Annotated in this window: 21 protein-coding genes; 6 read left to right on the forward strand and 15 right to left on the reverse strand. The window is 50.9% G+C overall.

Annotation, left to right across the window (positions count from 1 at the left end):
* Nucleotides 1-395: 395 nt before the first annotated feature.
* Nucleotides 396-1,391, reverse strand: a complete 996-nt coding sequence (locus ACR9FF_RS22525) for an alpha-L-fucosidase (protein ID WP_127495534.1) — start codon at nucleotides 1,389-1,391, stop codon at nucleotides 396-398.
* Between the two features lie 143 nt (nucleotides 1,392-1,534).
* Between ACR9FF_RS22525 and ACR9FF_RS22530 the strand changes: the two genes are divergently transcribed.
* Nucleotides 1,535-2,410 (forward strand): AraC family transcriptional regulator, encoded by an 876-nt coding sequence (locus ACR9FF_RS22530; RefSeq protein WP_435164982.1) that lies wholly within the window; start codon nucleotides 1,535-1,537, stop codon nucleotides 2,408-2,410.
* Nucleotides 2,411-2,455: 45 nt separating this feature from the next.
* Here ACR9FF_RS22530 and ytvI read toward each other — a convergent pair whose 3' ends face one another.
* The 5 genes from ytvI to moaA all read right to left on the reverse strand — a co-directional run bounded on the left by ytvI (nucleotide 2,456) and on the right by moaA (nucleotide 8,601).
* The gene (gene ytvI, locus ACR9FF_RS22535; protein ID WP_127495536.1) at nucleotides 2,456-3,487 is read right to left on the reverse strand and encodes a sporulation integral membrane protein YtvI; all 1,032 of its coding nucleotides are present in this window, start codon (nucleotides 3,485-3,487) and stop codon (nucleotides 2,456-2,458) included.
* Between the two features lie 135 nt (nucleotides 3,488-3,622).
* Nucleotides 3,623-4,759 (reverse strand): radical SAM/CxCxxxxC motif protein YfkAB, encoded by a 1,137-nt coding sequence (yfkAB, locus tag ACR9FF_RS22540; RefSeq protein ID WP_127495537.1) that lies wholly within the window; start codon nucleotides 4,757-4,759, stop codon nucleotides 3,623-3,625.
* Between the two features lie 132 nt (nucleotides 4,760-4,891).
* A complete protein-coding gene (locus tag ACR9FF_RS22545) occupies nucleotides 4,892-6,010 on the reverse strand; it encodes an HD-GYP domain-containing protein (RefSeq protein WP_435164987.1) in 1,119 nt (372 codons plus the stop codon).
* A 130-nt stretch (nucleotides 6,011-6,140) separates the two neighbouring features.
* A complete protein-coding gene (locus ACR9FF_RS22550; RefSeq protein WP_435164990.1) occupies nucleotides 6,141-7,580 on the reverse strand; it encodes a bifunctional metallophosphatase/5'-nucleotidase in 1,440 nt (479 codons plus the stop codon).
* A gap of 19 nt (nucleotides 7,581-7,599) precedes the next feature.
* Nucleotides 7,600-8,601: a GTP 3',8-cyclase MoaA gene (moaA, locus tag ACR9FF_RS22555; protein ID WP_127495540.1), complete on the reverse strand. Its 1,002-nt coding sequence runs from the start codon at nucleotides 8,599-8,601 to the stop codon at nucleotides 7,600-7,602.
* 99 nt (nucleotides 8,602-8,700) lie between these two features.
* On the opposite strand from moaA, the gene ACR9FF_RS22560 reads away from it, so the two are divergent.
* Together ACR9FF_RS22560 and ACR9FF_RS22565 are read left to right on the forward strand one after the other, a co-directional pair.
* On the forward strand, nucleotides 8,701-9,450 hold the full coding sequence (locus tag ACR9FF_RS22560; protein ID WP_435164993.1) for a molybdenum cofactor biosynthesis protein: 750 nt from the start codon (nucleotides 8,701-8,703) through the stop codon (nucleotides 9,448-9,450).
* A 138-nt stretch (nucleotides 9,451-9,588) separates the two neighbouring features.
* A complete protein-coding gene (locus tag ACR9FF_RS22565) occupies nucleotides 9,589-10,653 on the forward strand; it encodes an HD-GYP domain-containing protein (RefSeq protein WP_435164996.1) in 1,065 nt (354 codons plus the stop codon).
* A gap of 153 nt (nucleotides 10,654-10,806) precedes the next feature.
* Here the strand turns inward: ACR9FF_RS22565 and sufB are convergent, their stop codons facing one another.
* The 6 genes from sufB to ACR9FF_RS22595 all read right to left on the reverse strand — a co-directional run bounded on the left by sufB (nucleotide 10,807) and on the right by ACR9FF_RS22595 (nucleotide 16,747).
* Nucleotides 10,807-12,204: a Fe-S cluster assembly protein SufB gene (gene sufB, locus ACR9FF_RS22570; RefSeq protein WP_116394326.1), complete on the reverse strand. Its 1,398-nt coding sequence runs from the start codon at nucleotides 12,202-12,204 to the stop codon at nucleotides 10,807-10,809.
* Nucleotides 12,205-12,237: 33 nt separating this feature from the next.
* On the reverse strand, nucleotides 12,238-12,663 hold the full coding sequence (gene sufU / locus ACR9FF_RS22575; protein ID WP_116394325.1) for a Fe-S cluster assembly sulfur transfer protein SufU: 426 nt from the start codon (nucleotides 12,661-12,663) through the stop codon (nucleotides 12,238-12,240).
* Nucleotides 12,650-13,876, reverse strand: coding sequence for a cysteine desulfurase (locus ACR9FF_RS22580; protein WP_435165001.1), 1,227 nt, complete (start codon nucleotides 13,874-13,876; stop codon nucleotides 12,650-12,652). The genes sufU and ACR9FF_RS22580 overlap by 14 nt, the downstream gene beginning before the upstream one ends.
* A complete protein-coding gene (gene sufD / locus ACR9FF_RS22585; protein WP_116394323.1) occupies nucleotides 13,873-15,180 on the reverse strand; it encodes a Fe-S cluster assembly protein SufD in 1,308 nt (435 codons plus the stop codon). The genes ACR9FF_RS22580 and sufD overlap by 4 nt, the downstream gene beginning before the upstream one ends.
* Nucleotides 15,181-15,205: 25 nt before the next feature.
* Nucleotides 15,206-15,985 carry a Fe-S cluster assembly ATPase SufC gene (sufC, locus tag ACR9FF_RS22590; RefSeq protein ID WP_116394322.1) on the reverse strand — a complete coding sequence of 260 codons (780 nt, stop codon included), beginning with the start codon at nucleotides 15,983-15,985 and terminating at the stop codon, nucleotides 15,206-15,208.
* 159 nt (nucleotides 15,986-16,144) lie between these two features.
* Nucleotides 16,145-16,747 carry a DUF1802 family protein gene (locus ACR9FF_RS22595; RefSeq protein ID WP_435165004.1) on the reverse strand — a complete coding sequence of 201 codons (603 nt, stop codon included), beginning with the start codon at nucleotides 16,745-16,747 and terminating at the stop codon, nucleotides 16,145-16,147.
* A gap of 197 nt (nucleotides 16,748-16,944) precedes the next feature.
* On the opposite strand from ACR9FF_RS22595, the gene mtnK reads away from it, so the two are divergent.
* Both mtnK and mtnA read left to right on the forward strand, forming a co-directional pair.
* Complete coding sequence (gene mtnK, locus ACR9FF_RS22600; RefSeq protein WP_435165007.1) at nucleotides 16,945-18,159, forward strand: S-methyl-5-thioribose kinase; 1,215 nt, start codon at nucleotides 16,945-16,947, stop codon at nucleotides 18,157-18,159.
* Nucleotides 18,160-18,191: 32 nt separating this feature from the next.
* Nucleotides 18,192-19,250: an S-methyl-5-thioribose-1-phosphate isomerase gene (mtnA, locus tag ACR9FF_RS22605; RefSeq protein ID WP_435165010.1), complete on the forward strand. Its 1,059-nt coding sequence runs from the start codon at nucleotides 18,192-18,194 to the stop codon at nucleotides 19,248-19,250.
* Nucleotides 19,251-19,309: 59 nt separating this feature from the next.
* On the opposite strand, the gene ACR9FF_RS22610 is transcribed toward mtnA, so the two are convergent.
* Entirely contained in the window at nucleotides 19,310-19,615 is a 306-nt protein-coding gene (locus ACR9FF_RS22610) for a YunC family protein (RefSeq protein WP_127495545.1), read from the reverse strand.
* A gap of 171 nt (nucleotides 19,616-19,786) precedes the next feature.
* On the opposite strand from ACR9FF_RS22610, the gene ACR9FF_RS22615 reads away from it, so the two are divergent.
* Nucleotides 19,787-20,299 carry a hypothetical protein gene (locus ACR9FF_RS22615; RefSeq protein ID WP_435165013.1) on the forward strand — a complete coding sequence of 171 codons (513 nt, stop codon included), beginning with the start codon at nucleotides 19,787-19,789 and terminating at the stop codon, nucleotides 20,297-20,299.
* Nucleotides 20,300-20,360: 61 nt separating this feature from the next.
* Here ACR9FF_RS22615 and ACR9FF_RS22620 read toward each other — a convergent pair whose 3' ends face one another.
* Both ACR9FF_RS22620 and ACR9FF_RS22625 read right to left on the reverse strand, forming a co-directional pair.
* Nucleotides 20,361-22,262, reverse strand: coding sequence for a putative bifunctional diguanylate cyclase/phosphodiesterase (locus ACR9FF_RS22620; protein ID WP_435165016.1), 1,902 nt, complete (start codon nucleotides 22,260-22,262; stop codon nucleotides 20,361-20,363).
* A gap of 302 nt (nucleotides 22,263-22,564) precedes the next feature.
* Nucleotides 22,565-22,948, reverse strand: a complete 384-nt coding sequence (locus ACR9FF_RS22625; protein ID WP_435165019.1) for a DUF423 domain-containing protein — start codon at nucleotides 22,946-22,948, stop codon at nucleotides 22,565-22,567.
* Between the last annotated feature and the right edge of the window lie 23 nt (nucleotides 22,949-22,971).

The following is a 22,971-nucleotide window of genomic DNA, read 5'->3' on the forward strand; positions in this document are numbered from 1 at the left end:
CCTGATTAAGCGGGTTTGTGTTATTTGCGGTCTTGTACCCCGTATTTTCCTTGCCTATTGCCATGTTCTCTACTGGCGCCATATTTGGCATAGGGGCATTATTGGCTGCAGCCGCAACATTTTCTGCGTTAGCTGCATTTGCCTCTGCATGAAATACGTTTGCTGCATTCGGAACACTGTTCATAGCTTGAGCAGCCATACTATTGTTGCTTTCCACGCGGTCATTGCTCTCGGTGGTCATCCGGATATCCCTCCCGACAATTAGACATCTCCTAATAACTGTATGCGGGCAGGGCTTTTCCCCATTATCACAATAAAAAAAAATCCGACAGCAGCTGCCGGATCCTTATCGTTCCTCTTCTTACATTAAAGAAACAGCTCAATATCACCTAATTTCAACCATAGTGTCGAGGGGACGTCTCAGCACGATACAGCCAGTTCGCTGGCACGTCATCAAGCTCTTTGAGCTGCACGAAACGCGTCCCGATTTCTGCAAAGCGCTCTTCTATATTTTTGTCGAGGAGTCCCCTTTGGTTCGGCGCCCCGTTCAATAAGAACGTGACGTTGTGACGATTCGCATCCTCAACCTTTTGCAATACCCAATCCGTACTTTTCAATTCCATAGTGGAATCGGTTTTTCTCCAGAACCAGGTTTTGGTCAGAATGTTGCAGCTTGCACCCGGCCCGCTGAAGGAATCTTCTATTTCCTGACCGGCGGCATTCTCGTAAAAGACGATATCCGTATGCTCCAATGTCGATTCGCAGCTGATATTCATCAGCAAGCATTGCGGTTGGAATCCTTTTACCCATTCATCTATCTCTTCGAACGGAAGCTCCTCGTAATTCGGACCACCCCAATGCGCGTTCCACCCATCGATGATGATGAACGGAATCTCTCCATAGCTTGTCAGCAGCTCCTCCAGTTGATTTTTGATAAAATGCTTATCCTCTGGCGTACACTTCTTACGGCCGATTTGATGGTGCAAGTCCAGCATAGAGAAATAAAGCCCCGCCTCAATGCCTTCTTGCCTGAAAGCATCCAGGTACTCCTTGACGACATCACGCTGAATGGCTGCGTTTTTCACGCTGTGCTCCGTATAACGGGTCGGCCATAAGCTGAACCCTTCGTGATGCTTCGCTGTTAATGCGGCAAACTTCATACCTGCTGATTGAGCTGCCTTAGCCCACTGCGCGCAATCCAATTCTGACGGATTCCAGCTCTTCGGGTCAAAAGGGAATCTGCGAGGCTCGTCGTGATTCTCGTGCGCATATTCCCAATCCTCTATTTCCGTATCGGCAAACTGAAAGGTAGCGCTATTGAAGTGAATAAACATGCCGAATCGTTGATTAACAAACCATTTCTGCCTCTGCACCAGCTCGGGGTTTATCATTTTTTTGATCCTCCTTATTATTGCGAGCAACCACTCGATATCGTATGATATCTACTAATGTATCTCATTTATTTATTGAATTAATCAGACAATGACGACTAATAATCATACAATATCTACATGGATTAGAAGGAGATGATACCATGCTGGTCGTCGAACTGCCCGTCCCGCCATTTCCTTTATTGACGACTATCGGGCATACGCTGTGGCAAAGCGGAGTTGTGCATGCTCGCCGCCAATTCAATGTATACGACCTGATTATCTGCACCAAAGGTACGTTATACATGGAAGAGAACGATATCCCGTACATGCTTGAACAAGGGATGATGCTTCTTCTGGAACCCGGGAAAATACACGGTGGCTACCGCCCCACGGAATCGGAAACGGAAGTGTACTGGATCCATTTTCAATACCCGTCGCCCGAGCTTTTGCTACTGAAAGAGAAGTTCATCTCCCCCCAGCCCCTGCTGCAGGTAACGGACCAGGATATCGTCCCTCCCCCCGCCATCATCGATATTCCCAAGTTTGCAGCTATCAATGTGCGGGCAATCGTTCCCTTGTTGCAAGAAATGATCAAATTGCACAGCAAGCTGACTCTTTCGCGCTCTTTCGAATTAGAGATCCTCTTCGGTCAGCTTCTCATTCTCTTACAGAATGGACTACGGGAGAACAGCCCAAATGCCCGCACATACGAAATTGGCGAGATGATGGCTTCCTACCTGGCAGACCAGCTCGAACTTCCTTTCGATTCCAAACGGATTGAATTGGATTTAAATTATCATTTCGACTATTTGGCGCGCTGTCTAAAGGAATATTCCGGCATGAGCCCCATGCAGTACAGGCATCACTTGCAGATCGATCGCGCAAAAAAACTCCTCGCGCATACCAAGCTTCCTCTGGTTAAAGTCGGGGAGCAATGCGGCTTTCAGGATATAAATTACTTTTCGCGTCTGCTTAAGCGCCACACTTCGTATACCCCCGGAGAATACCGAAAAAAACATCAAATATTCCATACGTAATCGAATTGCAAAATAAAAAAATCCGGCAGCATCTGCCGGATCGCGTTATAGCTTAATATTTATTTTGAATAAACCTGCTTTGCGGATTGCCATGTAGATAATGACAACCAGCGGTCCAAGGAAAACCCCGATTACGCCAACCAGCTTAAAACCAACGTACAAGCTGATCAAAGCGGACAAGGAGCCGATGCCTACCGAATCGCCCAGAATCTTCGGCTCTACAATGCGGCGGAATACCGTCATGAACAGGAACAGGATGTAGAGTCCAATTCCGGCATACAGGTCACCGGTGATCACTAGATAAGTTCCCCATGGGACTAGCACCGTGCCCGTACCCAAGATTGGCATAATATCCACGATTACGATAAGAAGGGCGATCGCCAGCGGATACTTGATATCCAGGATAATCAGACCGATCAACGAGAGGATGTAGGTTAGAGCACTCAGAATAATTTGCGACCGAAGGAAGCCAAAGATCGACTTTTTCAAATTTTCGAGTACTTCATTGACTTGAGGCCTTGATTTCTCCTCGAACAGCGTCAGGAACGTATCTTTCATCGTATTGAGGCTGAAGCCGAACATGTACACCGCAACGAGAAAGACGATAAAGAAAATGAACATGCTCGGAATCCCCGAAGCGAAAGAAATAACGGAGGACGACAATGTGCCTACCATACCTGTAAGCGACTTGCTCATATCGGTCAGCCAATTCTCGATCTGGCCTACGGTATCCGGCGAGAAGTTCGCATAAAGCGATCTTGCATTCTCGACCAGATCGGTTACGTATGTACTGGCATCCCCAACATAGTTGGGTACTTTCTGCGCGAAGGCGATAAGCTCCGCGACCACCTTGACACCCAGCAGCGCCATGAGTCCAATCAGGATAACCGTAAACAGGCTGCTTGAAATCGTCGAAGCTACGAGACGATTGGTCTTAAGCCGGCGGATCAGAAACTGGGTTAGCGGCTCGAGGAAAATAGCGACAACCAGCGCAAGCAGGAACGGCGCCCCAACCGTAAACAACAGATACAACAGGAACAGCCCAAACGCAACCATGACTAACGTTTTAATCGACACTCTAACGATACCTCCTTTCCTCTGGAAAAGTTTACGAACCGTTATGTAAGCGGGGCTATGACTTTCGTATGAGCTTCGTCCACTATCAGCATACGCCCATTTCCGAAAGTAATGTCCCCTTTTCCGCGCGGAAGCTTAAAGAATGGCTTTCTTCTGGTGGAAATCCTCATCCTTATAATACATGTCTTTCACCAGCAGGTTTGGACCGCAGCAAGCGGCCGCCGGACAATGGCAGTTCACGCTTTTTGCGAGCTTATGGTCAAGCCAGCGATCAAACAATTGGTCCAGCTGCTCATCATTAATGTTGCCAAATGCAGGCACATCCGAGAAGTCGGTTACAAATACTTCACCGGTAAAAAGATTTACGTTCAGACGGTTACGGCCGTCCGGATCATTACGCACCGTCACATTCGGCTCCGAAGCCAGTCTCGACAAGAGCTTTCGTTCCTCCGGATTGTCACTGCACTGATAGAACGGCAGGGTCCCGAACAGCATCCACACATTCTTGTCCCTAGTATCGAGCAGTCTGCTGATCGCCCGTTGCATATCTTCCTTGGATAAGACCGGGAGATCCTTCGCGAACGAGCTAGGATACATCGGATGCACCTCATGGCGCTGACAGCCCATCTCGATAATTAACCGGTGAATTTCTTCAATTTGATGATGAGTGCGGTAGTTAATCATCGATTCGGCGGATACAAGAACGCCAGCATCGCTTAACCGCTTGGCATTATCAATCATCCGGTCATACAGCTTGGCAGCGGCTTCGCGGGATACCGCATGGCCGGCCTTCGCGAAGCCAATCTGGTGGAAATCGTCCGCATTCGTATAGTTAAAAGAAATATGCATCACGTCCAGATAAGGAGCGAGCTGCTCATAGCGGCTATAAGGCAGCGTGACATTCGAGTTAATCTGCGAACGAATGCCGCGGCTTCTCGCATATTGAAGAAGCGGAACCATGTACTCCTTCACGGTGCGATCCGAGAAAGACGGCTCACCGCCCGTAATGCTTATGGTCTCCAAATGCTTCACTTCATCCAGACGTTTGATCATCAGCTCTAGAGGAAGCTTAGCCGGCTCCGACATTACAAGCGTATCGCCTACGGCGCAATGCTCGCAGCGCATATTACAAAGGTTGGATACGGTCATCTCGACACTGGTCAAGGTATGGCGTCCATATTGCTGCAAGGATCGGATCGGGTCCCAAGGATCATTAAGGGGAGATAATGGCGTGAGGGTATTGTTTTTCAAAGCGTAATCTATCGTATTCATTAATATCAGCACCTGACTTACATGGTTAAATTGGGTATAGCTTATACCATTGTAATGTTCGAAGGGGAATGAAGCAAATGGAAATAGGTATAAAAAACGAAAAAAGAGGCCGGACAGCCTCCTTTTCTCCTATTATATTCCCGAGGCTAGACCAACATTCGACTGCTCGCCGTTTACGCTGACAATCATCGTGCTGAGCTGCTTCGATAAATCGATTTCGTAAGGCACGGCCAGCTCTTCCCCCGCTTCGTTATAGAGCATCCGGATAATTGGCCGGTGCGGATACGAATGGTTGAAATCGACGACAACTCCGGTCTCGCCCGTATGGATCTTGACCGTTATCCCGATTGGATAAATAGCGACCTTGTCTCTGAAGAGCTGCACCATATGCTGTTCGTATAAGGTGCCGGTGCCGGCATACAGCAATTCGATTGCTTGATGAGGCAGCATAGGCGCACGGTATACGCGGTTTGTCGTCATGGCGTCATAAGAATCAACCAGGCCGATCCACTTGGCGAAATCATGGATTTCGTCCCCTTTAATCCCGCGCGGATAACCGCTTCCGTCAACCCGTTCATGGTGCTGGAACGCGCAATGCGCGACAATTAGCGGCATATTTGGCTCATCCTTCAGTAGCTCGAATCCGATTTTGGCATGATTGCGCATCATCTGGAATTCATGATCCGTCAAAGAGCCCGGTTTTTTCAGCACGTCCATCGGAATCTGCGTCTTCCCTATATCATGAAGCAAAGCGCCCATTCCGAGCTTCATCAATTCATCCCTTGTATATCCGTGGGCAGAGCCTAGCAATGTCGTATATACGCAGACATTCAGTGAATGCTGATAGAGGTATTCGTCGACAATCCCCATGTTCATCAACATAATCATGGCATCTTTATGATTGGATAAATCATCGATAATCATATTCATGATCTGTTTGAAAGGCTGCGCGATGTACGGGTATGGAGCGCCTTTTTTCTGCTTCGGCAACTCCATCATCGCGCGGAAATTCGTTTTGATCTCCTTCAAGGCGAGACTGATCGTATTTTCGCTTATAATTTCCGGAACAACGATATCATCCGTCCTCGGATCCTTAATAAACACATAATGAATACCATATTGTTCCAGGCGGAAAATATGGCGACTCGTTAATTCCATGTTTTCTCCCAAGAGGACTAATCCGTCGCCCGAGAAAATCTTTTTGGCAAGTCTCATGCCAGGCTGGCATTGCGATATGGGTACCAAGCGCATGTTCCTGATCCTTCCCCTTAACAAAACGGTGTCTATACTAACAGAAAAAACTTATACATTCTTATATTCGGTCAAAACTATCCGTATTGTTAATGTAAGGTATAAATTCACGCTTGGCAACCATTTTATACTAAAAATTCGACAATATTCTCCATCTTTCTCGGTGACAAGCGCTGATTCCATGTCCTTCCTTCAGTTCTTCGGCAAGAAGATCCCGGATAAATTCGGGCAGATAGTAGGATACCTCCGTCGCCTTTCCCAGCGACAAATAGCCGATATGGAACGTAAACATATCGATGCAGCCAACCACGTATTCCCGCTCGTCGGAGAGCGGCTCGCCGTTAACATGAATCGACACGATTCGATGCAGCTCCGGAAGGGACGGATCGTATTCGACCTCCATGCCGTCAATCGCAAGCGTCCCGAGCACCTCGCCGCGGAAGCCGTAGCCTTTGATCGGCATGCCCGTGAAGGAAGGCAGCAGCGCTTCTTCCAGCGCTGCCCGGATATTCGCGCCGCTGAGCAGCAGGCGGCACGGATTTATCGGCGACGGACAGAGGGCATGCAGCTGCCCCTCCGTCACGTCGCCCTGCTGCAGGCCGCCTAGCAGCTGCCCCGTGTTCACGATGCCGATCTCGGCATCGGCATGGCGGCGCAGGCCGGCGGCCAGCAGGTTCCCGAGCGGCGATTCCCGCTCGGGGAGGGCGGGCAGCGGCGCATCCAGCCGGGCGATAACCCGGCTGAGGCGCCGCTCGCCCGCCTCGCGGTAGCCGCCGATAATCGCGGCGGCTGCGGGATGCTCCGCATAGGCGGCCATCGGCACGCATGCTGCGCGGATAATGGGACGCTCCGCGCTCTCGTCAAGCTCGAGCTCGACGCGTCCGATCTGCTCGCCGTATTTCCCGGCGGCGCAAATTGAAGTGCCGCCGATAACAAGCGGCTCCTCAAGCAAATGATGCGTATGCCCGCCCATGATCAGATCGATGCCCGGTATTTTTTCCGCCATCTGCTTATCGACGTTAATCCCGAGGTGAGACATCACGGCTATCACGTCAACCTGCTCTCTAAGCCTCCTCACTTCTCCCCCAATGGCTTCAAGAGGATCAGTCAGATCCCAGCCAAGCAGCTCGTAAAAGTCCGTGTAACGGGCCGTAGCGGCGATGAGACCAATACGGATGCCGTTCTTCTCCATAACCGTGCCGGGCAGCAGCCATTCCGGCAGCTTGCCGGTATCGAGCTCGCGCATATTGGCACCAAGAATCGCAAACTTCGCCTCGCGGTATACCCGCTCCAGAGTATCCTTCGAATACGTTAAGCCTTCGTTATTGCCAAGCGTTACCGCATCATAGCCGGCCGCATTCAGCAGCTCGACATTCACCATGCCGTCGCTGCCCTCGGTTTCCAGCCGGATGCGGTCCATATGATCGCCGATATCCAGGCAGAGAATATGTTCGCTGCCGTAGGCGGCACGCTGTTCCTCTATATAAGTCATTATTTTTGCTGCATTCTCGAGACGGCTATGAATATCGTTGCTATGCAGAATTAGAATTGATCGATTTGAGAATGTCATGCCTGCCTCCTCCGGTTCGTTACCCGCCAATTTGAGACATTCGGCGGTCGGTTGGCGTATGGGACAACGCCTCATTCGCCAGCTTAGCCGCCATTTCATGATTTTCAGGCTTCAGATCCATCGCCTTGTAGAAAATGTCGCGCATCGCTTCGGGATCACCAAGCGCCGCTTTCACATTCAGCTCATCCACCCAATACAGGCATGGCTTCATCGAACCGTCTGCCGTTAGGCGAAGCCGGTTGCAGCTCTTGCAGAAATGATCGCTGACCGGATGAATAAGGCCAAAGGAGCCCTTGCCGCCTTCCATCTGCCAATCATCGGACGGGCCGTTTCCTTTTACGTTCGTACGTCTTGCAATCGAGTAGCCCTCGCGCTGTGCCGTATCCAGCACATGCGACAACGGCAAATAATGGTTGCGCCAATTATCGTCCGCATGGCCAATCGGCATATATTCAATAAATCGGACATGCATCGGCTGCTCGTATGCCAGCTTCAGGAACGAAGCGATTTCGTCCTCGTTAATTCCTTTGAGCAATACGCAATTCAGCTTAATCGGAGCAAGGCCAGCCCTGCCGGCTGCCTCAATCCCCTCAATGACCCGTTTCAGCTCGCCGCGGCGGGCAATAAACTTGAACCTCGCGGGATCAAGCGTATCCAGGCTTATATTGACGCGGTTCAAACCCGCAGCCTTTAAAGCCTCGGCGTATTTGCCGAGCAGCATGCCGTTTGTCGTCAAGGCAATGTCCTCAATGCCCGGGATCGCCTTCAGCCTGCGGATCAGAGTATCCAGATCCGGGCGGACAAGCGGTTCGCCGCCAGTAATTCGCAGCTTGGTAATACCAAGCTCCGCAGCCGTCTGAACGACCTCCACAATATGATCATAGCTGAGCAGATGACTGGCATCAGCGAATTCCATGCCTTCCTCGGGCATGCAGTATAAACAACGCAAATTGCATCTATCCGTAACCGAAATACGCAAATAATCGTGTTCTCTCCCGAAACGGTCCAACAATGGGGGCATGCCTCTCACTCCTTTTCTCTTCTACTAGAATAACATTTTTCACATGATTATGGTATGCTAATACGGAGTTCACCCTTTAGCGATGAGAGGTTATATAACATGGCGTATACTTGGAAAATCCAGTTATTCGCCGGGCTTTCCGACCGATTCGGCAGCCCGGTCATTCAAATAGAGACAGACACTCCCTCGATGACGGTAGAAGCCCTTAAGCAGGAGCTCGCCGGCAGTTTTCCGGAGCAGGCAGAGCTTGTGCGTATTTCGTTTGTGGCTTGCAATCAGACTTATGCTTCCGACGATACCGTTATTCAAGCATCGGACGAGCTTGCGGTCCTCCCTCCCGTCTCGGGCGGAGAGCCGGAGCAGAATGAAGCAGACGGATCGGAATGCTCATCCGCGGACGGCCGTTACATGATTACGAAGCAGCCTCTGACTTCGGATGAAGTGCTAGCTAAAGTCATTGTACCCGAACATGGCGCGGCGATTGCGTTTGTGGGAACGACGCGAGAATGGACCAATGGACAGCGCACGGTCCGTCTGGAATACGAAGCGTATGCGCCTATGGCCGTACGTACGATGGAACAGGTCGGCGCGGAGCTTAATGAACGCTGGCCGGGCACGTTAACGGCGATTTCCCACCGGATCGGCGTTGTTGACCTGGCGGAGACAAGCGTCGTTATCGCTGTCTCCTCCCCCCATAGAGATGCCTGCTATGAAGCAAGCCGGTATGCCATCGAAAGACTGAAGCAGATCGTTCCGATTTGGAAAAAGGAAATTTGGGAGGACGGTTCCGAATGGAAAGGGCATCAGCAGGGCAGCCCTTGGAATCCCATCGAGCCCTTATCCAATTAATGGATGGAAATTCGCGGAGTGGTGCTAAACGTATAGGACAATAGTCATGTTTTCGCATCCCTCTTATTGCCATAACATTCATTCATTGTTACTATTATTTCATATATTCTGTACATAATTTACTATAGAGGTGCAACGATGAGGCTGCATATATCAGATTTAAAAGAGGGAGATATCCTGCTTAAGGACACCTTTAACGGATACGGCCTGCACGTTTTGTCCAAGGGTACCGTCCTAGCGCAAAAGGATATTGCGAAGCTGTTTCAGCATCAAGTTGACTATGTTGACATTGAGGAACGGCGGACAACAGAGCAACCGGTTCATCGTACGCTTGAGACTACCGTAAATCCCAAATGGCTGCCCAATGTGCGTCCCGATTATGAGAATGCCGTCAAAGGCTTTCAGGATTTGTTCCAGAAAGCAACGGACGGCGGGGTTGTCAAGCAGGACGAAGTCGCAGCCGCCTTCCAGCCTCTTCTTAAAAATTTCCAAATGGAGCGCGATGTTGTCTCCATGCTTCTTCTGTTAAATACGGCTGATGATTATACGTATCAGCATTCCGTGCAAGTGGGCATGTTATCTTATTACTTGGCCTCATGGCTTGGCTATACGGAATTGGAAGCGCTTGAAATTTCGAAATCCGGCTATCTCCATGATATCGGCAAGAGCAGAATTCCTTCCAGCATTCTGAACAAGCCAGCCAAGCTGACCGACGAGGAATTTGAGGAAGTAAAGAAGCATACGCTATACGGCTATGATATTATTCAACAATCGTTTGAGGACGAATCGGAAATAATGGCGCTAAGCGCTCTTCAGCATCATGAACGCAATGACGGCAGCGGGTATCCGCATGGCCTGCGTGGTGACGAGATACATCCGGTAGCCAAGCTTATTGCCGTCGTTGATATTTACAGCGCGATGATCTCCGAACGCGTCTACAAGAAAAAGCGCGATCTGTTCTACGTATTGAAGGAGCTGTACAAGATGAGCTTCAACGAGCTGGATGCTCATACGACCCATACGTTTATCAAGCATATGATCCCTAACTTTATCGGCAAAAAAGCCGTCCTCGAATCCGGCGAAGTGGGTACCATCGTCATGACCCATCCAACCGAATTTTTCCGCCCGCTTATTCAAACGGGGGAACGGTTTATCGATCTTACCGTTGACCGCGAGTATGAAATCAAGGAAATTATTTTCTAAAGGAATAGCTGTACGTTGAAATGCCCGTCCAGATTGGACGGGCATTTCTTATTTTGCACATTTTCACACAAGGCAAGATTACTCCTAATCCCGCCTCCCTTCCAAACTAAAAATACGTGTCCGAGAATCTCGGACACGTATCCTAACCATTTATTAACCGATCGAGCCTTCCATCTCAAACTTGATGAGACGGTTCATCTCAACCGCGTATTCCATCGGAAGCTCTTTCGTGAACGGCTCGATGAAGCCCATTACGATCATTTGCGTCGCTTCCGCCTCGGACAATCCGCGGCTCATCAGGTAGAACAGCTGATCCTCGGATACCTTCGATACGGTTGCTTCGTGCTCAAGCGTAATGTTGTCGTTCATAATCTCGTTGTAAGGAATCGTATCGGATGTCGATTCGTTATCGAGAATGAGCGTATCGCATTTGATGTTGGATTTCGAACCTTCGGAATTGCGTCCGAACGATGCGAGACCGCGATAAGTTACTTTACCGCCATGCTTACTGATCGACTTCGATACGATCGTCGAAGTTGTGTCAGGAGCCAGGTGAAGCATTTTCGCGCCTGCATCCTGATGCTGGCCTTTGCCCGCAACGGCGATGGAAAGCACCATGCCTTTTGCGCCGCGTCCTTTCAGGATTACCGCAGGATATTTCATTGTCAGCTTGGAGCCGATGTTGCCGTCAACCCATTCCATCGTCGCGTTTTCTTCCGCAACCGCGCGTTTGGTAACGAGGTTGTAGATGTTAGGCGCCCAGTTCTGGATCGTCGTGTAGCGGCAGCGAGCGTTCTTCTTAACGAGAATCTCTACAACCGCGCTATGCAGCGAGTTCGTGCTGTAGATCGGAGCCGTGCAGCCTTCTACGTAGTGTACGAAGCTGTCTTCGTCGGCGATGATCAGCGTACGTTCGAATTGGCCCATGTTCTCGGAGTTGATACGGAAGTAAGCTTGCAGCGGAACTTCGCATTTCACGCCTTTTGGAACATAGATGAAGCTGCCGCCGGACCATACCGCACTGTTCAGAGCTGCGAATTTGTTATCCGTACGAGGAATGATCGTGCTGAAATATTCTTTAACAAGGTCTGGATATTCGCGAAGCGCGGTATCCATGTCGGTGAAGATAACGCCTTGCTTCTCCAGATCTTCCTGCATGCTGTGGTATACGACCTCGGACTCGTATTGAGCCGATACGCCCGCGAGGAACTTCTGTTCCGCCTCGGGAATACCCAGCTTATCGAAGGTTTCTTTAATTTCTTGCGGTACTTCTTCCCATGTCTTGCCTTGCTTCTCGGATGGCTTAACATAGTATTGAATGTCGCTGAAATCAAGATCAGCCATGTCGCCGCCCCAGTTAGGCATTGGCATTTTGTTGAATTGCTCCAGCGATTTCAGACGGAATTCGAGCATCCAGTCCGGCTCGCCTTTCATCTCGGAAATCGTGCGTACGATTTCCTCCGTCAATCCCTTACCGGATTGGAAGACCGCTTTATGCTCGTCACGGAAACCATACTTATAATCTTCCATTTCAGGCATTGTTCCTGGCATGGTATTCACACTCCTTCAAGTATTCGATTCGTTCTATACGTGCTTCTGCTCGATTCCTTTGCGCAATGCGTTCCACGCCAGTGTTGCGCATTTGATCCGTGCAGGGAACTTGTTAACCCCGGATAAGGCTTCGATGTCTTCGTTCTCCTCGAACTCGACGTCTTCGCCTTTCATCAATCCGGAGAATCGTTCGGCAAGCTCCATAGCTTCATCGTAAGTTTTGCCTTTAACTGCTTCCGTCATCATAGAGGCGGAGCTTAAGCTGATGGAGCAGCCTTCTCCGCTGAATTTCGCATCGATTACTTTGCCGTCCTCTACTTGAAGCTGAAGCGAGATGCGGTCGCCGCAAGTCGGGTTGTTCAAGTTGATGGTGACGGCATCAGTATCCAATGTTCCGCGGTTGCGTGGATTTTTATAATGATCCATGATGACTCGACGATATAAATCATCCAATTGCATGACCGAAGAACTCCTTTGTCCGGATGAGGCCGTCCACCAAGCGGTCGATCTCTTCCTCGTTATTGTATAGATAAAAGCTTGCTCTCGCCGTAGCCGATACATTCAGCCAGCGCATCAGCGGCTGGGCGCAATGATGGCCTGCGCGAATGGCAATGCCGTAAGAATCAAGCACGGTCGATACGTCATGAGGATGGATATCGCCCAGATTGAACGTGACAAGACCAACGCGGTTCGTTTTTGGTCCGTAGATCGTAACGTCTTCAATCGTGGACAGTTTATCGTAGGCGTAGGTTGCCAGCTTCTTCTCATGCTTATCGATCTCGTCAAGTCCGATCTGCTCCAGGAAGTCAATCGCGGCGCCAAGTCCTACGGCTCCCGCGATAATCGGCGTACCGCCTTCGAAGCGATACGGGGATTCCTTCCAGGTTGATTCATACAAATCAACAAAGTCGATCATCTCGCCGCCGTATTCGATCGGCTCCATGTTCGACAAGAGCTCTTTCTTGCCGTACAACGCGCCGATACCGGTAGGCCCGCACATTTTATGACCAGAGAAAGCGTAGAAATCGCAATCTAAATCCTGGACGTCAACCTTCATATGCGGCGTGCTTTGCGCTCCGTCAACGACCATTACCGCACCGTTCTTATGCGCGATAGCCGTAACTTCCTTAATAGGATTCACAACGCCAAGCACGTTCGATACGTGAGTCATCGCAACGACCTTTGTATTTGGCGTAACCGTCTGTTCCACGTCCGCCAACGAAACCGTGCCGTCCGGCTGAAGAGGAATATACTTCAGCGTCGCTCCCGTCGCTTTCGCTGCCTGCTGCCACGGAATAAGGTTGGCATGATGCTCCATCGGCGTAATGACGATCTCGTCGCCTTCCTTGCACACGGTGCGGGCATAGCTCGATGCGACTAGGTTAAGCGCCGTCGTCGTACCGCGCGTGAACACGATTTCTTCCGCCGACTTCGCATTCAGAAACTTGGCTACCTTCTCCCGTGCACCTTCGTAAGCATCCGTCGCCCGGGAACCAAGCGTGTGGACTCCGCGGTGCACATTGGAGTGATCCAGTTCGTAATAACGACTAACCGCATCAATGACGGAACGCGGCTTCTGGGAAGACGCCGCGCTGTCGAGGTAAACGAGCGGATGCCCGTTTACCTGCTGATGCAGTATCGGGAATTGCTCCCTTACCGCTTCTATATTCATCCTTCAAGCTTCCTTTCGAGCAAACGCTGAAGCTGCTCGCGTACCGCATCAATCGGAATTTCCGATACGACAGGCGCCAAGAATCCGTAAATAATTAAACGTTCAGCGTCTTGCTTGCTGATTCCGCGGGACATCAGGTAATAAACCTGCTCCGGGTTAACCTGGCCTACGCTTGCCGCGTGGCCCGCTTTAACATCGTCCTCGTCGATCAGAAGGATCGGATTGGCGTCACCGCGCGCTTTCGGGCTGAGCATCAGAACTTTTTCCGTTTGCACGCCGTTAGCTTTCGTAGCGCCCTTCTCGATCTTCGTGATGCCGTTGATGATAGCCGTAGCGTTGTCTCTCATAACCGCGCGGGTTACCATGTTGGACTCCGAGCTGCGGCCGAAGTGCGTCGCTTGCGTCGTAAGGCTCATCTTCATCTCGTTGCCGCCGATGCTGATGACTTTCGCATCGGAGTTCGAGCCATTGCCTTTCAGCAAGGATACCGTATCGGATACCGTGTAGCCGTCGTTCAAGTCACCGACAACCCACTCCATTTGCCCGTCATTCTCGATTACGGAGCGGCGGAGCGTCATGTCAACGCCATTCTCGGCCATATGGTGAATGGAACCGAAACGAACATGCGCGCCCGGCTTCACGAATACTTCAACAACCGAGTGATGGACGAACGCCGCATCGATCGAACCCGGTTCGGATACGACATAATCCACGTAAGTAACCGAGCTGTTGCTTTCCGCAACGATCAGAATGTGCGGAGCAAACGCGGCGCCTGCTTTGTTGTTGAACAGCACCGCTTGGAGCGGAAGCTCGACTTCAACGTTTTTAGGCACGTATACGAATACGCCGCCGTTCCACAGTGCCGCGTGCATCGCGGTCAGCTTGTTCTCGCCCGCGGATACCGCTTGGAACAAATATGGTTTGACGAGATCCGCATGCTCTTTGCATGCTGTCTCGAGATCTGTGAAAATAACGCCTTTAGCGGCAAGCTCTGCAGACAATTGCTTCAGAACCGCGCTCGAGTTGTGCTGAACAACGATATTCTCCGTGCCTTCAGCGACCAGCTCGCGGACTACTTCCGGCAGTTCGGCAACCGAACCTACCGCTTTGCCTTGCTCGTAAGCGCCGACAGCTGTCAAATTCCAGCGGTCGATACGCATTTTCTCCGGCTTCGGCCATTCCAATGTACCAGCCAGCTCAGCCGCTTCACCGCGAAGATCGACGAGCCATTGCGGTTCGCCTTTGCTGCGTGCAAGCGCTTCGGCCGATTGACGGTCCGTCGGAGTCGTTAATTGTGTACTCATCCCGTTATGCTCCCTTCTCCGCCGATTAAGCTTGGCCTACTGTTTCGTCAACAATGCCGAGTTCTTCTTTAACCCAATCATAGCCTTCGTTTTCAAGACGCTCCGCAAGCTCCGGTCCGCCGGATTTCACGATGCGGCCTTGCATCATAACGTGTACGAAGTCAGGCGTGATATAGTTCAGCAAACGTTGGTAGTGAGTAATGATCAGGAATCCGCGGTCTTCGGAACGCATAGCGTTCACGCCGTTGGATACGATTTTCAGGGCGTCAATGTCGAGGCCGGAGTCAATCTCGTCAAGAACGACGATTTTCGGCTCAAGCATAGCCATTTGCAAAATTTCGTTACGTTTTTTCTCGCCGCCGGAGAAGCCTTCGTTCAGGTAACGGTGAGCGAACTCAGGGTTCATCTCAAGATCCTTCATTTTCTTTTCCATTTGACGGATGAACTTGATCAGCGAAATTTCGCTGCCTTCTTCGCGGCGTGCGTTGATTGCGCTGCGGAGGAAGTCGGAGTTCGTAACGCCGGGAATCTCGCTAGGATATTGCATAGCAAGGAACAGGCCGGCGCGTGCTCTCTCGTCAACGCTCATTTCCAGCAGGTCTTCACCGTCAATCGTAGCGGAGCCTTCCGTTACTTCGTATTTCGGGTGACCCATCAGCGCGGATGCGAGAGTACTTTTACCCGTACCGTTAGGACCCATGATCGCATGGATTTCTCCGCCTTTGATTTCAAGGTTAATGCCTTTCAAAATCTCTTTTCCTTCGATCTCTGCTTTCAGGCCATCGATGACAAAATGCGTTGCCATAATATACTTATCCCTCCAAGGTTGGTAATCGGTTTTTAGGCTCATCCCTATAAAAGCTTTCCAAATGGGAATATTATAGAGTGATTCTCATTGATTCTCAATAATTATTTTATTATAAGTTTTGTTATTAATCAATGCGGGAACGTCCGGCGGCTGGAATTAGGAGCCCTCCGAAATATCTCTTCCTATTAATGCTTGTTTGATTAATTCAACCTGCTGCTGGAATTGTTCATCCGGTATTACGGGAGTCATGGCAGGCTGAAGCATCCCCTCGTCCAGTTTTACCCAAGATTTGCATCCGGTATAAGCAGGCTGCATCGGCAGCTCTACCGGTTTCTCCAGACGGTATACTCTCAGCAAAAGCAAATGCAGCGGCTTCGTGCGCTTCCATTTGAGCCGCTCCTCGGCGAACGTATCCGTCCAAATGTGGAAATCCCGGATCCGGTCCAAAGTCTCCTGGTCCGTAATCTCGATATCCTCTACCGCTTCCGCGTAAGTGTTCAGCTCCATGGACGGCATGTCGGGCGACCAGCCCTGCATGATACCCTGGATCTGCCCTTGATAAGCATCCTTCAGTAAATGCTCCTTCTGATGCTCGTATGCGGGCATTAAATAGAAGCCTTTGCTCACCAGCTGAAAATCCCGCGTCTCCTCGACAATCCCGCCTTTGCGCATAACAAGGATAAGATGCCCTTCCCGCAGCGCTTTTACCGTCACGGCCCATTCCTTGAGCGCAACCGGCTCCCGTTCGTTATTCGACATTAAAGGACCTCCTTCGTATAAAAATGTGATTACTCTTGCTCCATGTAGCTTCCATGCATTGCCCGCTTGTCCTTAATCATGTAACATTATATCATTTGGAGGTATTCCAAGGCGAAATAATATCCGCTATACTATGTTGAGGAGTTTACTAGGCATTAAGACGCCTTTTCAAATACGAAATCGGAGGTGGACGAACCATGTCTGCTTATCATGCATTAACCGAACAAGAAGCGATTGAAATCGCAGGCGGCATCGAAGGTTTTTTCCCTGCAGGTGCTCAGCTTAACTGCCGTGAAATCGGCGACGGAAACTTGAATCTCGTCTTCCACATTACCGATCCGGCAAGCGGCAAAAGCCTCATTATGAAGCAGGCCCTTCCTTACGCGAAGGTTGTCGGCGAATCCTGGCCGTTGTCGCTCGACCGCGCCCGGATCGAGAGCGAGTCCCTGATTCTCCAGAACAAGCTTGCTCCCGGCCTTGTGCCCGTTGTATACCGGTATGACGCCGAGCTTGCGCTTACGGTCATGGAGGATCTGAGCGATCACCTGATTATGCGCCAAGGGCTTATCAAAGGCATCCGTTATCCGAAATTCGCGGAAGATATTTCGACCTTTATGGCAAATACGCTGTTCTTCACTTCGGATCTCGGCATGAACCAGCAGGACAAAAAACAGCGCGTTAAAGAGTTCATCAATCCGGACTTGTGCAAAATAACGGAAGATCTGATTTTCGACGATCCGTATACGGTGTCTTCCAACAATAATATCGAACCCGCCATTGAGGATGCCGCCGCGGCGCTCCGCGAGGATAAAGCCCTTCATCTCGAAGTTGCTCTGCTCCGCGAGAAGTTCCTGACAAGCGCGCAAGCCTTGCTGCATGGCGACCTGCATACCGGAAGCGTCTTCGCTACGCCGGAATCAACAAAAGTAATCGACCCTGAATTTGCTTATTACGGCCCAATCGGCTTCGATATCGGCGCGGTTATCGCCAACCTTCTGCTGAACTATGCGGGACAAGGCCATTGGATCAAGGATGAGAAAGAGCTTGCCGATTTCCGCGGCTACCTGCTCGAGACGATCCGCGATACGTGGACGAAGTTCGACCGGAAATTCCGCGCTTTGTGGAACGAGCATGGCGTAGACCGCATGGCTAACGAAACACCGGGCTATCAGGATCTGTACATGAGCCGGCTGCTTCAAGATGCAATCGGTTATGCCGGCTGCAAGGTTGTGCGCCGCATCGTCGGCCTGGCTCATGTTGCCGATATCGATACCATTCCGGATCCGGCCGCACGCGAGCGCGCGCAGCGCCTTGCTCTGGAAATCGGCACCTCCCTCATTCATTTGAACCGCCGCGCGGTATCCATTGAACAAGCCATTGATGTTGTTCTGACTGCCGAAGCTAAGCATTAACGGAAATACGGAATCAAGAGAGGATTTACAAGATGACTACAGAAAACTATGCGGGCCTGCAATCCGTCATCTGGCATGACGATAAGCTGGATCTGCTCGACCAACGGCTGCTGCCGGAAGAAATCGTTTATTTGCCGCTTGTAACGCAAGAAGACGTATGGGAAGCCATTCGCCATCTTAAGGTCAGAGGCGCGCCTGCTATCGGTATTTCCGCCGCTTACGGCGTAGTGCTGGGAAGCCGTAACGCGGGTTCCGCCGAGGATTGGCTTGCGGATGTGCGCAAAGCTGCGGACTATCTGGCTACTTCCCGTCCAACGGCCGTTAATCTGTTCTGGGCGCTGGACCGGATGAAAGCCCGCGCGGAAGCTCTCGCTTCCGAAGGCCATTCGCTTGAAGCTTTGAAAGAGGCGCTGCTGATCGAAGCCATTGCCATTCAAAGCGAAGACGAAGAAACAAACCGCCTCATCGGCGAGCATGCGTTGTCTCTGTTCCAGGACGATATCGGCGTGCTTACGCATTGCAACGCGGGCGGACTCGCTACGGCGAAATACGGCACTGCGCTTGCCCCATTCTATCTGGCCAAGGAACGCGGCATGAACATCCGGGTATTTGCCGACGAGACTCGTCCGGTTCTGCAAGGCGCGCGCCTCACGGCGTTCGAGCTGCAGCAAGCTGGCGTTGACGTTACTCTCATTTGCGACAACATGGCCGGTCATGTCATGTCCAAGGGCTGGGTAAACGCCGTAATCGTAGGCACGGACCGCGTTGCCGCCAATGGCGACGTGGCGAACAAAATCGGTACGTACAGCGTTGCGGTACTGGCGAAGGCTCATGGCATTCCGTTCTATGTAGCCTGCCCGCTTTCGACTATCGATTTGAATACCCCTACCGGGGCAGAGATTCCGATCGAAGAACGCAATGCGGAGGAGATTACGGAAGGCTTCGGCAAACGTACCGCTCCGCAAGGCGTGAAGGTCTACAATCCTGCCTTCGATATTACGCCTAACGAATACGTAACGGCTATTATTACGGAGAAGGGCATCATCGAAGCGCCTTTTGACGTCAATCTCAAAAAGCTGTTCGAGCAATAACACAATAAGAGGCAGTCTCCTTGGGCGGGAGGCTGCCTCTTCGTTCATGCACTCGAGTGCTATATCATTAAGCGGAGCGCATCTGCGCCATTCATCCCGACAGTGATGCCAAGCGATTCCGCAGTAGTTGTTACGGATTCAAGAGGCGCCGCAAGCAGTTCCTCCAATGTCTTTACGCCAACTGCTCTACCCGCGATTATTTCTCTATCTTTCAGCCGATCGTTAAGCAGCCCCACATCCAGAGCTCCGCACATGATATAACCTCTATCCGTGGAGATGGAGAGCAGGGTTGTTTTCGGCAGCTTCACCTCGACTCCAAGCGCAGTAATACCGTCCCCAAGCGGTACGGGAACCATTCTCATCATTTTGGACACCTCCTTCACTACAGGCCATGACAGGTCAGTTCGAACCGCAACAACATTATATGCAGAAGCTGCAAAGCAGTGTTGGTTACTTGCTTATTTTTAGGACTATGTGTCCAACCTTTTTGATGATATATTTATAAAGATAATATTAATTATTAGTCCGGAGGAACTATGAAACCAACACAACCGGCCCGCACAAACTCATACGTATTCCAGGTTGAATTACTCGTTGAAGGGGACAGCAACGCTGCGGCCTTGGAGAAGCTTTTGAAATCGCTTAACCAAGGTGCTTACGCCGACTATCGCATACTTAACGGAATTCAGCTCGGACAGCTTATCGATCAACGAAAAACGGAATTGCCCGGCAGCCAGCCGGTTCCCGTGCCTCTGGCCGCGAAGTCAGCTGCCCAAGCAGCTTCGTCTCCCGTACCTCCCGTTGCTTCTGCCGCTTCCGTCGCTCCTACCGTTCCTGCATCCGGCAACGGACTCGATTCCATCCGGGCTTTTATGAAAAGCAATAAATTAATTCGCCTCATTGTGAACAAAGGACTTGGAATCAAGCTCAGCATCCCTTGCCGCATTCTAAACATAGATGAGGAAGGTAATCTGATAACGGTCTATCACGTGGACGAGAAGCAGGTCTATACGTTCAGGCTTAATGAGATCGAGGATTTCCAAGATTAAAAAAAAGAAGCTGCCCTCTCGTATTCGGACGAAAGGACAGCTTCTTTGTTCGTTAGAACAATTATTGAATATAGGCCGCTCCAAGCATTTGCTCGATGTCAGCGCTTGACACCGGAGGACTCCAGAAATAGCCCTGCATCTCATCGCAGTTATGCTTCCGTAAAAACTCCATCTGTTCCTCGTTCTCGACGCCCTCGGCAATAACCTGAATGTTCAGGTTATGCGCCATGGCGATAATGGCCGCAACAATCTCCGCGTCGCTAGGATCCTGTTGAATATCCCTTACGAAGGAGCGGTCGATCTTCAAACGGTCAATCGGGAAGTTCTTTAAGTAATGGAAGGAGCTGTAGCCCGTTCCGAAATCGTCTACGCTAATGCCGACTCCCATATCCGTAAGCTCGAGCAGGCAGCGGGAAACGTGGCCGGTATCCATCGTCATCGATTCGGTGATTTCCAGATCGAGATATTCCGGCTTTAACCCGGTCTTCTCCAGCACCGAAGCTACTTTGGTCGCCAGATCCTGCTGCACGAACTGACGGATCGAGAGATTCACCGATACCGGCATCGGCGGAAGGCCGGCATCCTGCCACTCTTTGTTCTGCCGGCAGGCCTCCTCCAGCACCCAGTCGCCGATTTGGACAATCATTCCGCTCTCTTCCGCGATTGGAATAAATTCACCCGGCGGAATCATCCCTTTCGCCGGATGTCTCCAGCGGACCAGTGCTTCGACGCCTACCATCATGCCCGATACCAGATCGTATTGCGGCTGATAGAGCAGAATAAATTCTTTGCGCTGAATGGCGCGGTACATCTCGTGCTGAAGCGTCAGCCGCTCGAAGGAGGAGTTACTCCAGCTCTCTGAATAGAGCATGCAGTCGTTTTTGCCGCTCTCCTTCACCTTGACCAGGGCTATATCGGCTTTCTTTAGAAGCGAGTAGCCTTCATCCTCTTTGACAAGGCTGGTCACCGCCCCAAGACTGCCGGTTATATGCAGCGGGAAGCCCTTCAGCTCAAACGGCTCGTCAATGGCGTGCAGCAAGCCGCGCGACAATTCGATCAGCTGCTCTTCCGATTCGATATCATGGAGCAGAAAGGCGAATTCATCGCCCTCCATCCGGGCTACGATTCCCAGCTCGCCAATCGCACTCGTAAGACGCTCCGCTACCTGCAAGAGCAGCATGTCGCCAAATTCGCGTCCAAACGAGGCGTTAACCAGCTTAAAGCGGTCCAAATCCAAATAACAAAGGCCAATCATCCGGTCATGCTCTCTGGCAAAAGCAAGGCTTTCATTCAACCGAATATGGAATAAGGTGCGGTTAGGCAGGCCCGTCATATCGTCGTAATAAGCCATGTAACGAATCCGCTCGATATTCCGCTTCCGGTCGCTCAAATCCTGGCTGACGATGACGGTTCCGATCACCTCGTCGTCTCTCAGCATGGGAGAACTGATGATTTGCAGCTCCAGCGGAAAACCCGAACGATGCGTAATATTAATATTGCGCTGCTCCGATTTTCCTTGAAGCGCATGCTCCAGCATCTCCTGCAGGCTGCTCCGGCTGCCCGGCTCCAACAGCGGAGCAAGCGGCTTGCCAAGCAGGTCCTGGCGTAAGTAGCCCAACGTATTGCTGGAGGCGACGTTCATCTCCATGATGACGCCGTCCCGATCCAAAATCGCCAAGGGAACAGCTTCCGACTGAAGCAGTGTCTCTACGATTGGCGTATGGAAATTCCGGAATCCGATCATTTGCCCGTTCCTGGCAAACAAGATTGCCGTTATCGCAATCGCCAATACGGCAATTATTGACGAAGTCCATTCCAACACGGGGTCGGCATTCCTATACAAGGCTGCTGCACAGAAAAGCACAGCCACAATAGCTATCGCAAGAGCGGCTGTCCGCAGCATGACTTGTGGCTGCGAAGCCCGATACCGTCTATTAGGCGAACCGTCCATCCGTTTCGTCACGCACCAACTTCCTTCCTCTTGTCAGGTCAAGCAAGGTTAGATTCATTATAAACGATATGGTCTGTGCGGTATAGAAATATTTACTAAAACAATAAATAATTCTTGTAGAATAAAGGCGTTTTATGTCGAAAAACCAAGCATTTCGCCATTTATGGCATGAATCTTGCAGTATAACAGACCTATATTTGACAAGTAGCAGTCATACTTCGGCTTATACTCAACCAGCTTTCGCCGTCCTTGACTGAGCGGACAATTTCAATAAAAAAGCCGCTCCAAGTCATCCGGGAGCGGCCTTGCCTATTCTATGCTTTTTTTCCGGCACGCAGCGCCGCGGCCGCAATGCAGCCCCAGCCGGCCAGGAAGGCAACACCGCCAAGAGGGGTGATGGCGCCTAATATTTTAACGTCGCTTAACGCGAGGACGTACAGGCTGCCGCTGAACAAAATAATGCCTGCGATAAGCAGGCGCGCTCCCACTCTCACAAGCTTAATGTCGCCAATCCGGTCTGCCAGCAAAGCCACCAGCATTAAGCCAATCGCGTGATACATGTGATAGCGGACGCCGGTTTCATAGACCTCCAGCATATCCTCGGACAAGGTATCCTTCAGACCGTGAGCGCCAAACGCCCCGAGAGCTACCGCCAATGCAGCGCCTATCGCGCCGTAAGCGAAATATTTATTAGACATCTTGTTTTCATCCCTTTCATGTT

Source organism: Paenibacillus glycanilyticus, from assembly GCF_051200795.1.
GTDB lineage: Bacteria > Bacillota > Bacilli > Paenibacillales > Paenibacillaceae > Pristimantibacillus > Pristimantibacillus glycanilyticus.

Bases quoted from the DNA above. Each gene is read 5' to 3' on its own strand.
- ACR9FF_RS22525 (WP_127495534.1), bottom strand. From the start codon at position 1,391: ATGATAAACCCCGAGCTGGTGCAGAGGCAGAAATGGTTTGTTAATCAA.
- ACR9FF_RS22530 (WP_435164982.1), top strand. From the start codon at position 1,535: ATGCTGGTCGTCGAACTGCCCGTCCCGCCATTTCCTTTATTGACGACT.
- yfkAB (WP_127495537.1), bottom strand. From the start codon at position 4,759: ATGAATACGATAGATTACGCTTTGAAAAACAATACCCTCACGCCATTA.
- ACR9FF_RS22545 (WP_435164987.1), bottom strand. From the start codon at position 6,010: ATGCGCTTGGTACCCATATCGCAATGCCAGCCTGGCATGAGACTTGCC.
- ACR9FF_RS22550 (WP_435164990.1), bottom strand. From the start codon at position 7,580: ATGACATTCTCAAATCGATCAATTCTAATTCTGCATAGCAACGATATT.
- moaA (WP_127495540.1), bottom strand. From the start codon at position 8,601: ATGCCCCCATTGTTGGACCGTTTCGGGAGAGAACACGATTATTTGCGT.
- ACR9FF_RS22560 (WP_435164993.1), top strand. From the start codon at position 8,701: ATGGCGTATACTTGGAAAATCCAGTTATTCGCCGGGCTTTCCGACCGA.
- ACR9FF_RS22565 (WP_435164996.1), top strand. From the start codon at position 9,589: ATGAGGCTGCATATATCAGATTTAAAAGAGGGAGATATCCTGCTTAAG.
- sufB (WP_116394326.1), bottom strand. From the start codon at position 12,204: ATGCCAGGAACAATGCCTGAAATGGAAGATTATAAGTATGGTTTCCGT.
- sufU (WP_116394325.1), bottom strand. From the start codon at position 12,663: ATGCAATTGGATGATTTATATCGTCGAGTCATCATGGATCATTATAAA.
- ACR9FF_RS22580 (WP_435165001.1), bottom strand. From the start codon at position 13,876: ATGAATATAGAAGCGGTAAGGGAGCAATTCCCGATACTGCATCAGCAG.
- sufD (WP_116394323.1), bottom strand. From the start codon at position 15,180: ATGAGTACACAATTAACGACTCCGACGGACCGTCAATCGGCCGAAGCG.
- sufC (WP_116394322.1), bottom strand. From the start codon at position 15,985: ATGGCAACGCATTTTGTCATCGATGGCCTGAAAGCAGAGATCGAAGGA.
- ACR9FF_RS22595 (WP_435165004.1), bottom strand. From the start codon at position 16,747: ATGTCGAATAACGAACGGGAGCCGGTTGCGCTCAAGGAATGGGCCGTG.
- mtnK (WP_435165007.1), top strand. From the start codon at position 16,945: ATGTCTGCTTATCATGCATTAACCGAACAAGAAGCGATTGAAATCGCA.
- mtnA (WP_435165010.1), top strand. From the start codon at position 18,192: ATGACTACAGAAAACTATGCGGGCCTGCAATCCGTCATCTGGCATGAC.
- ACR9FF_RS22610 (WP_127495545.1), bottom strand. From the start codon at position 19,615: ATGATGAGAATGGTTCCCGTACCGCTTGGGGACGGTATTACTGCGCTT.
- ACR9FF_RS22615 (WP_435165013.1), top strand. From the start codon at position 19,787: ATGAAACCAACACAACCGGCCCGCACAAACTCATACGTATTCCAGGTT.
- ACR9FF_RS22625 (WP_435165019.1), bottom strand. From the start codon at position 22,948: ATGTCTAATAAATATTTCGCTTACGGCGCGATAGGCGCTGCATTGGCG.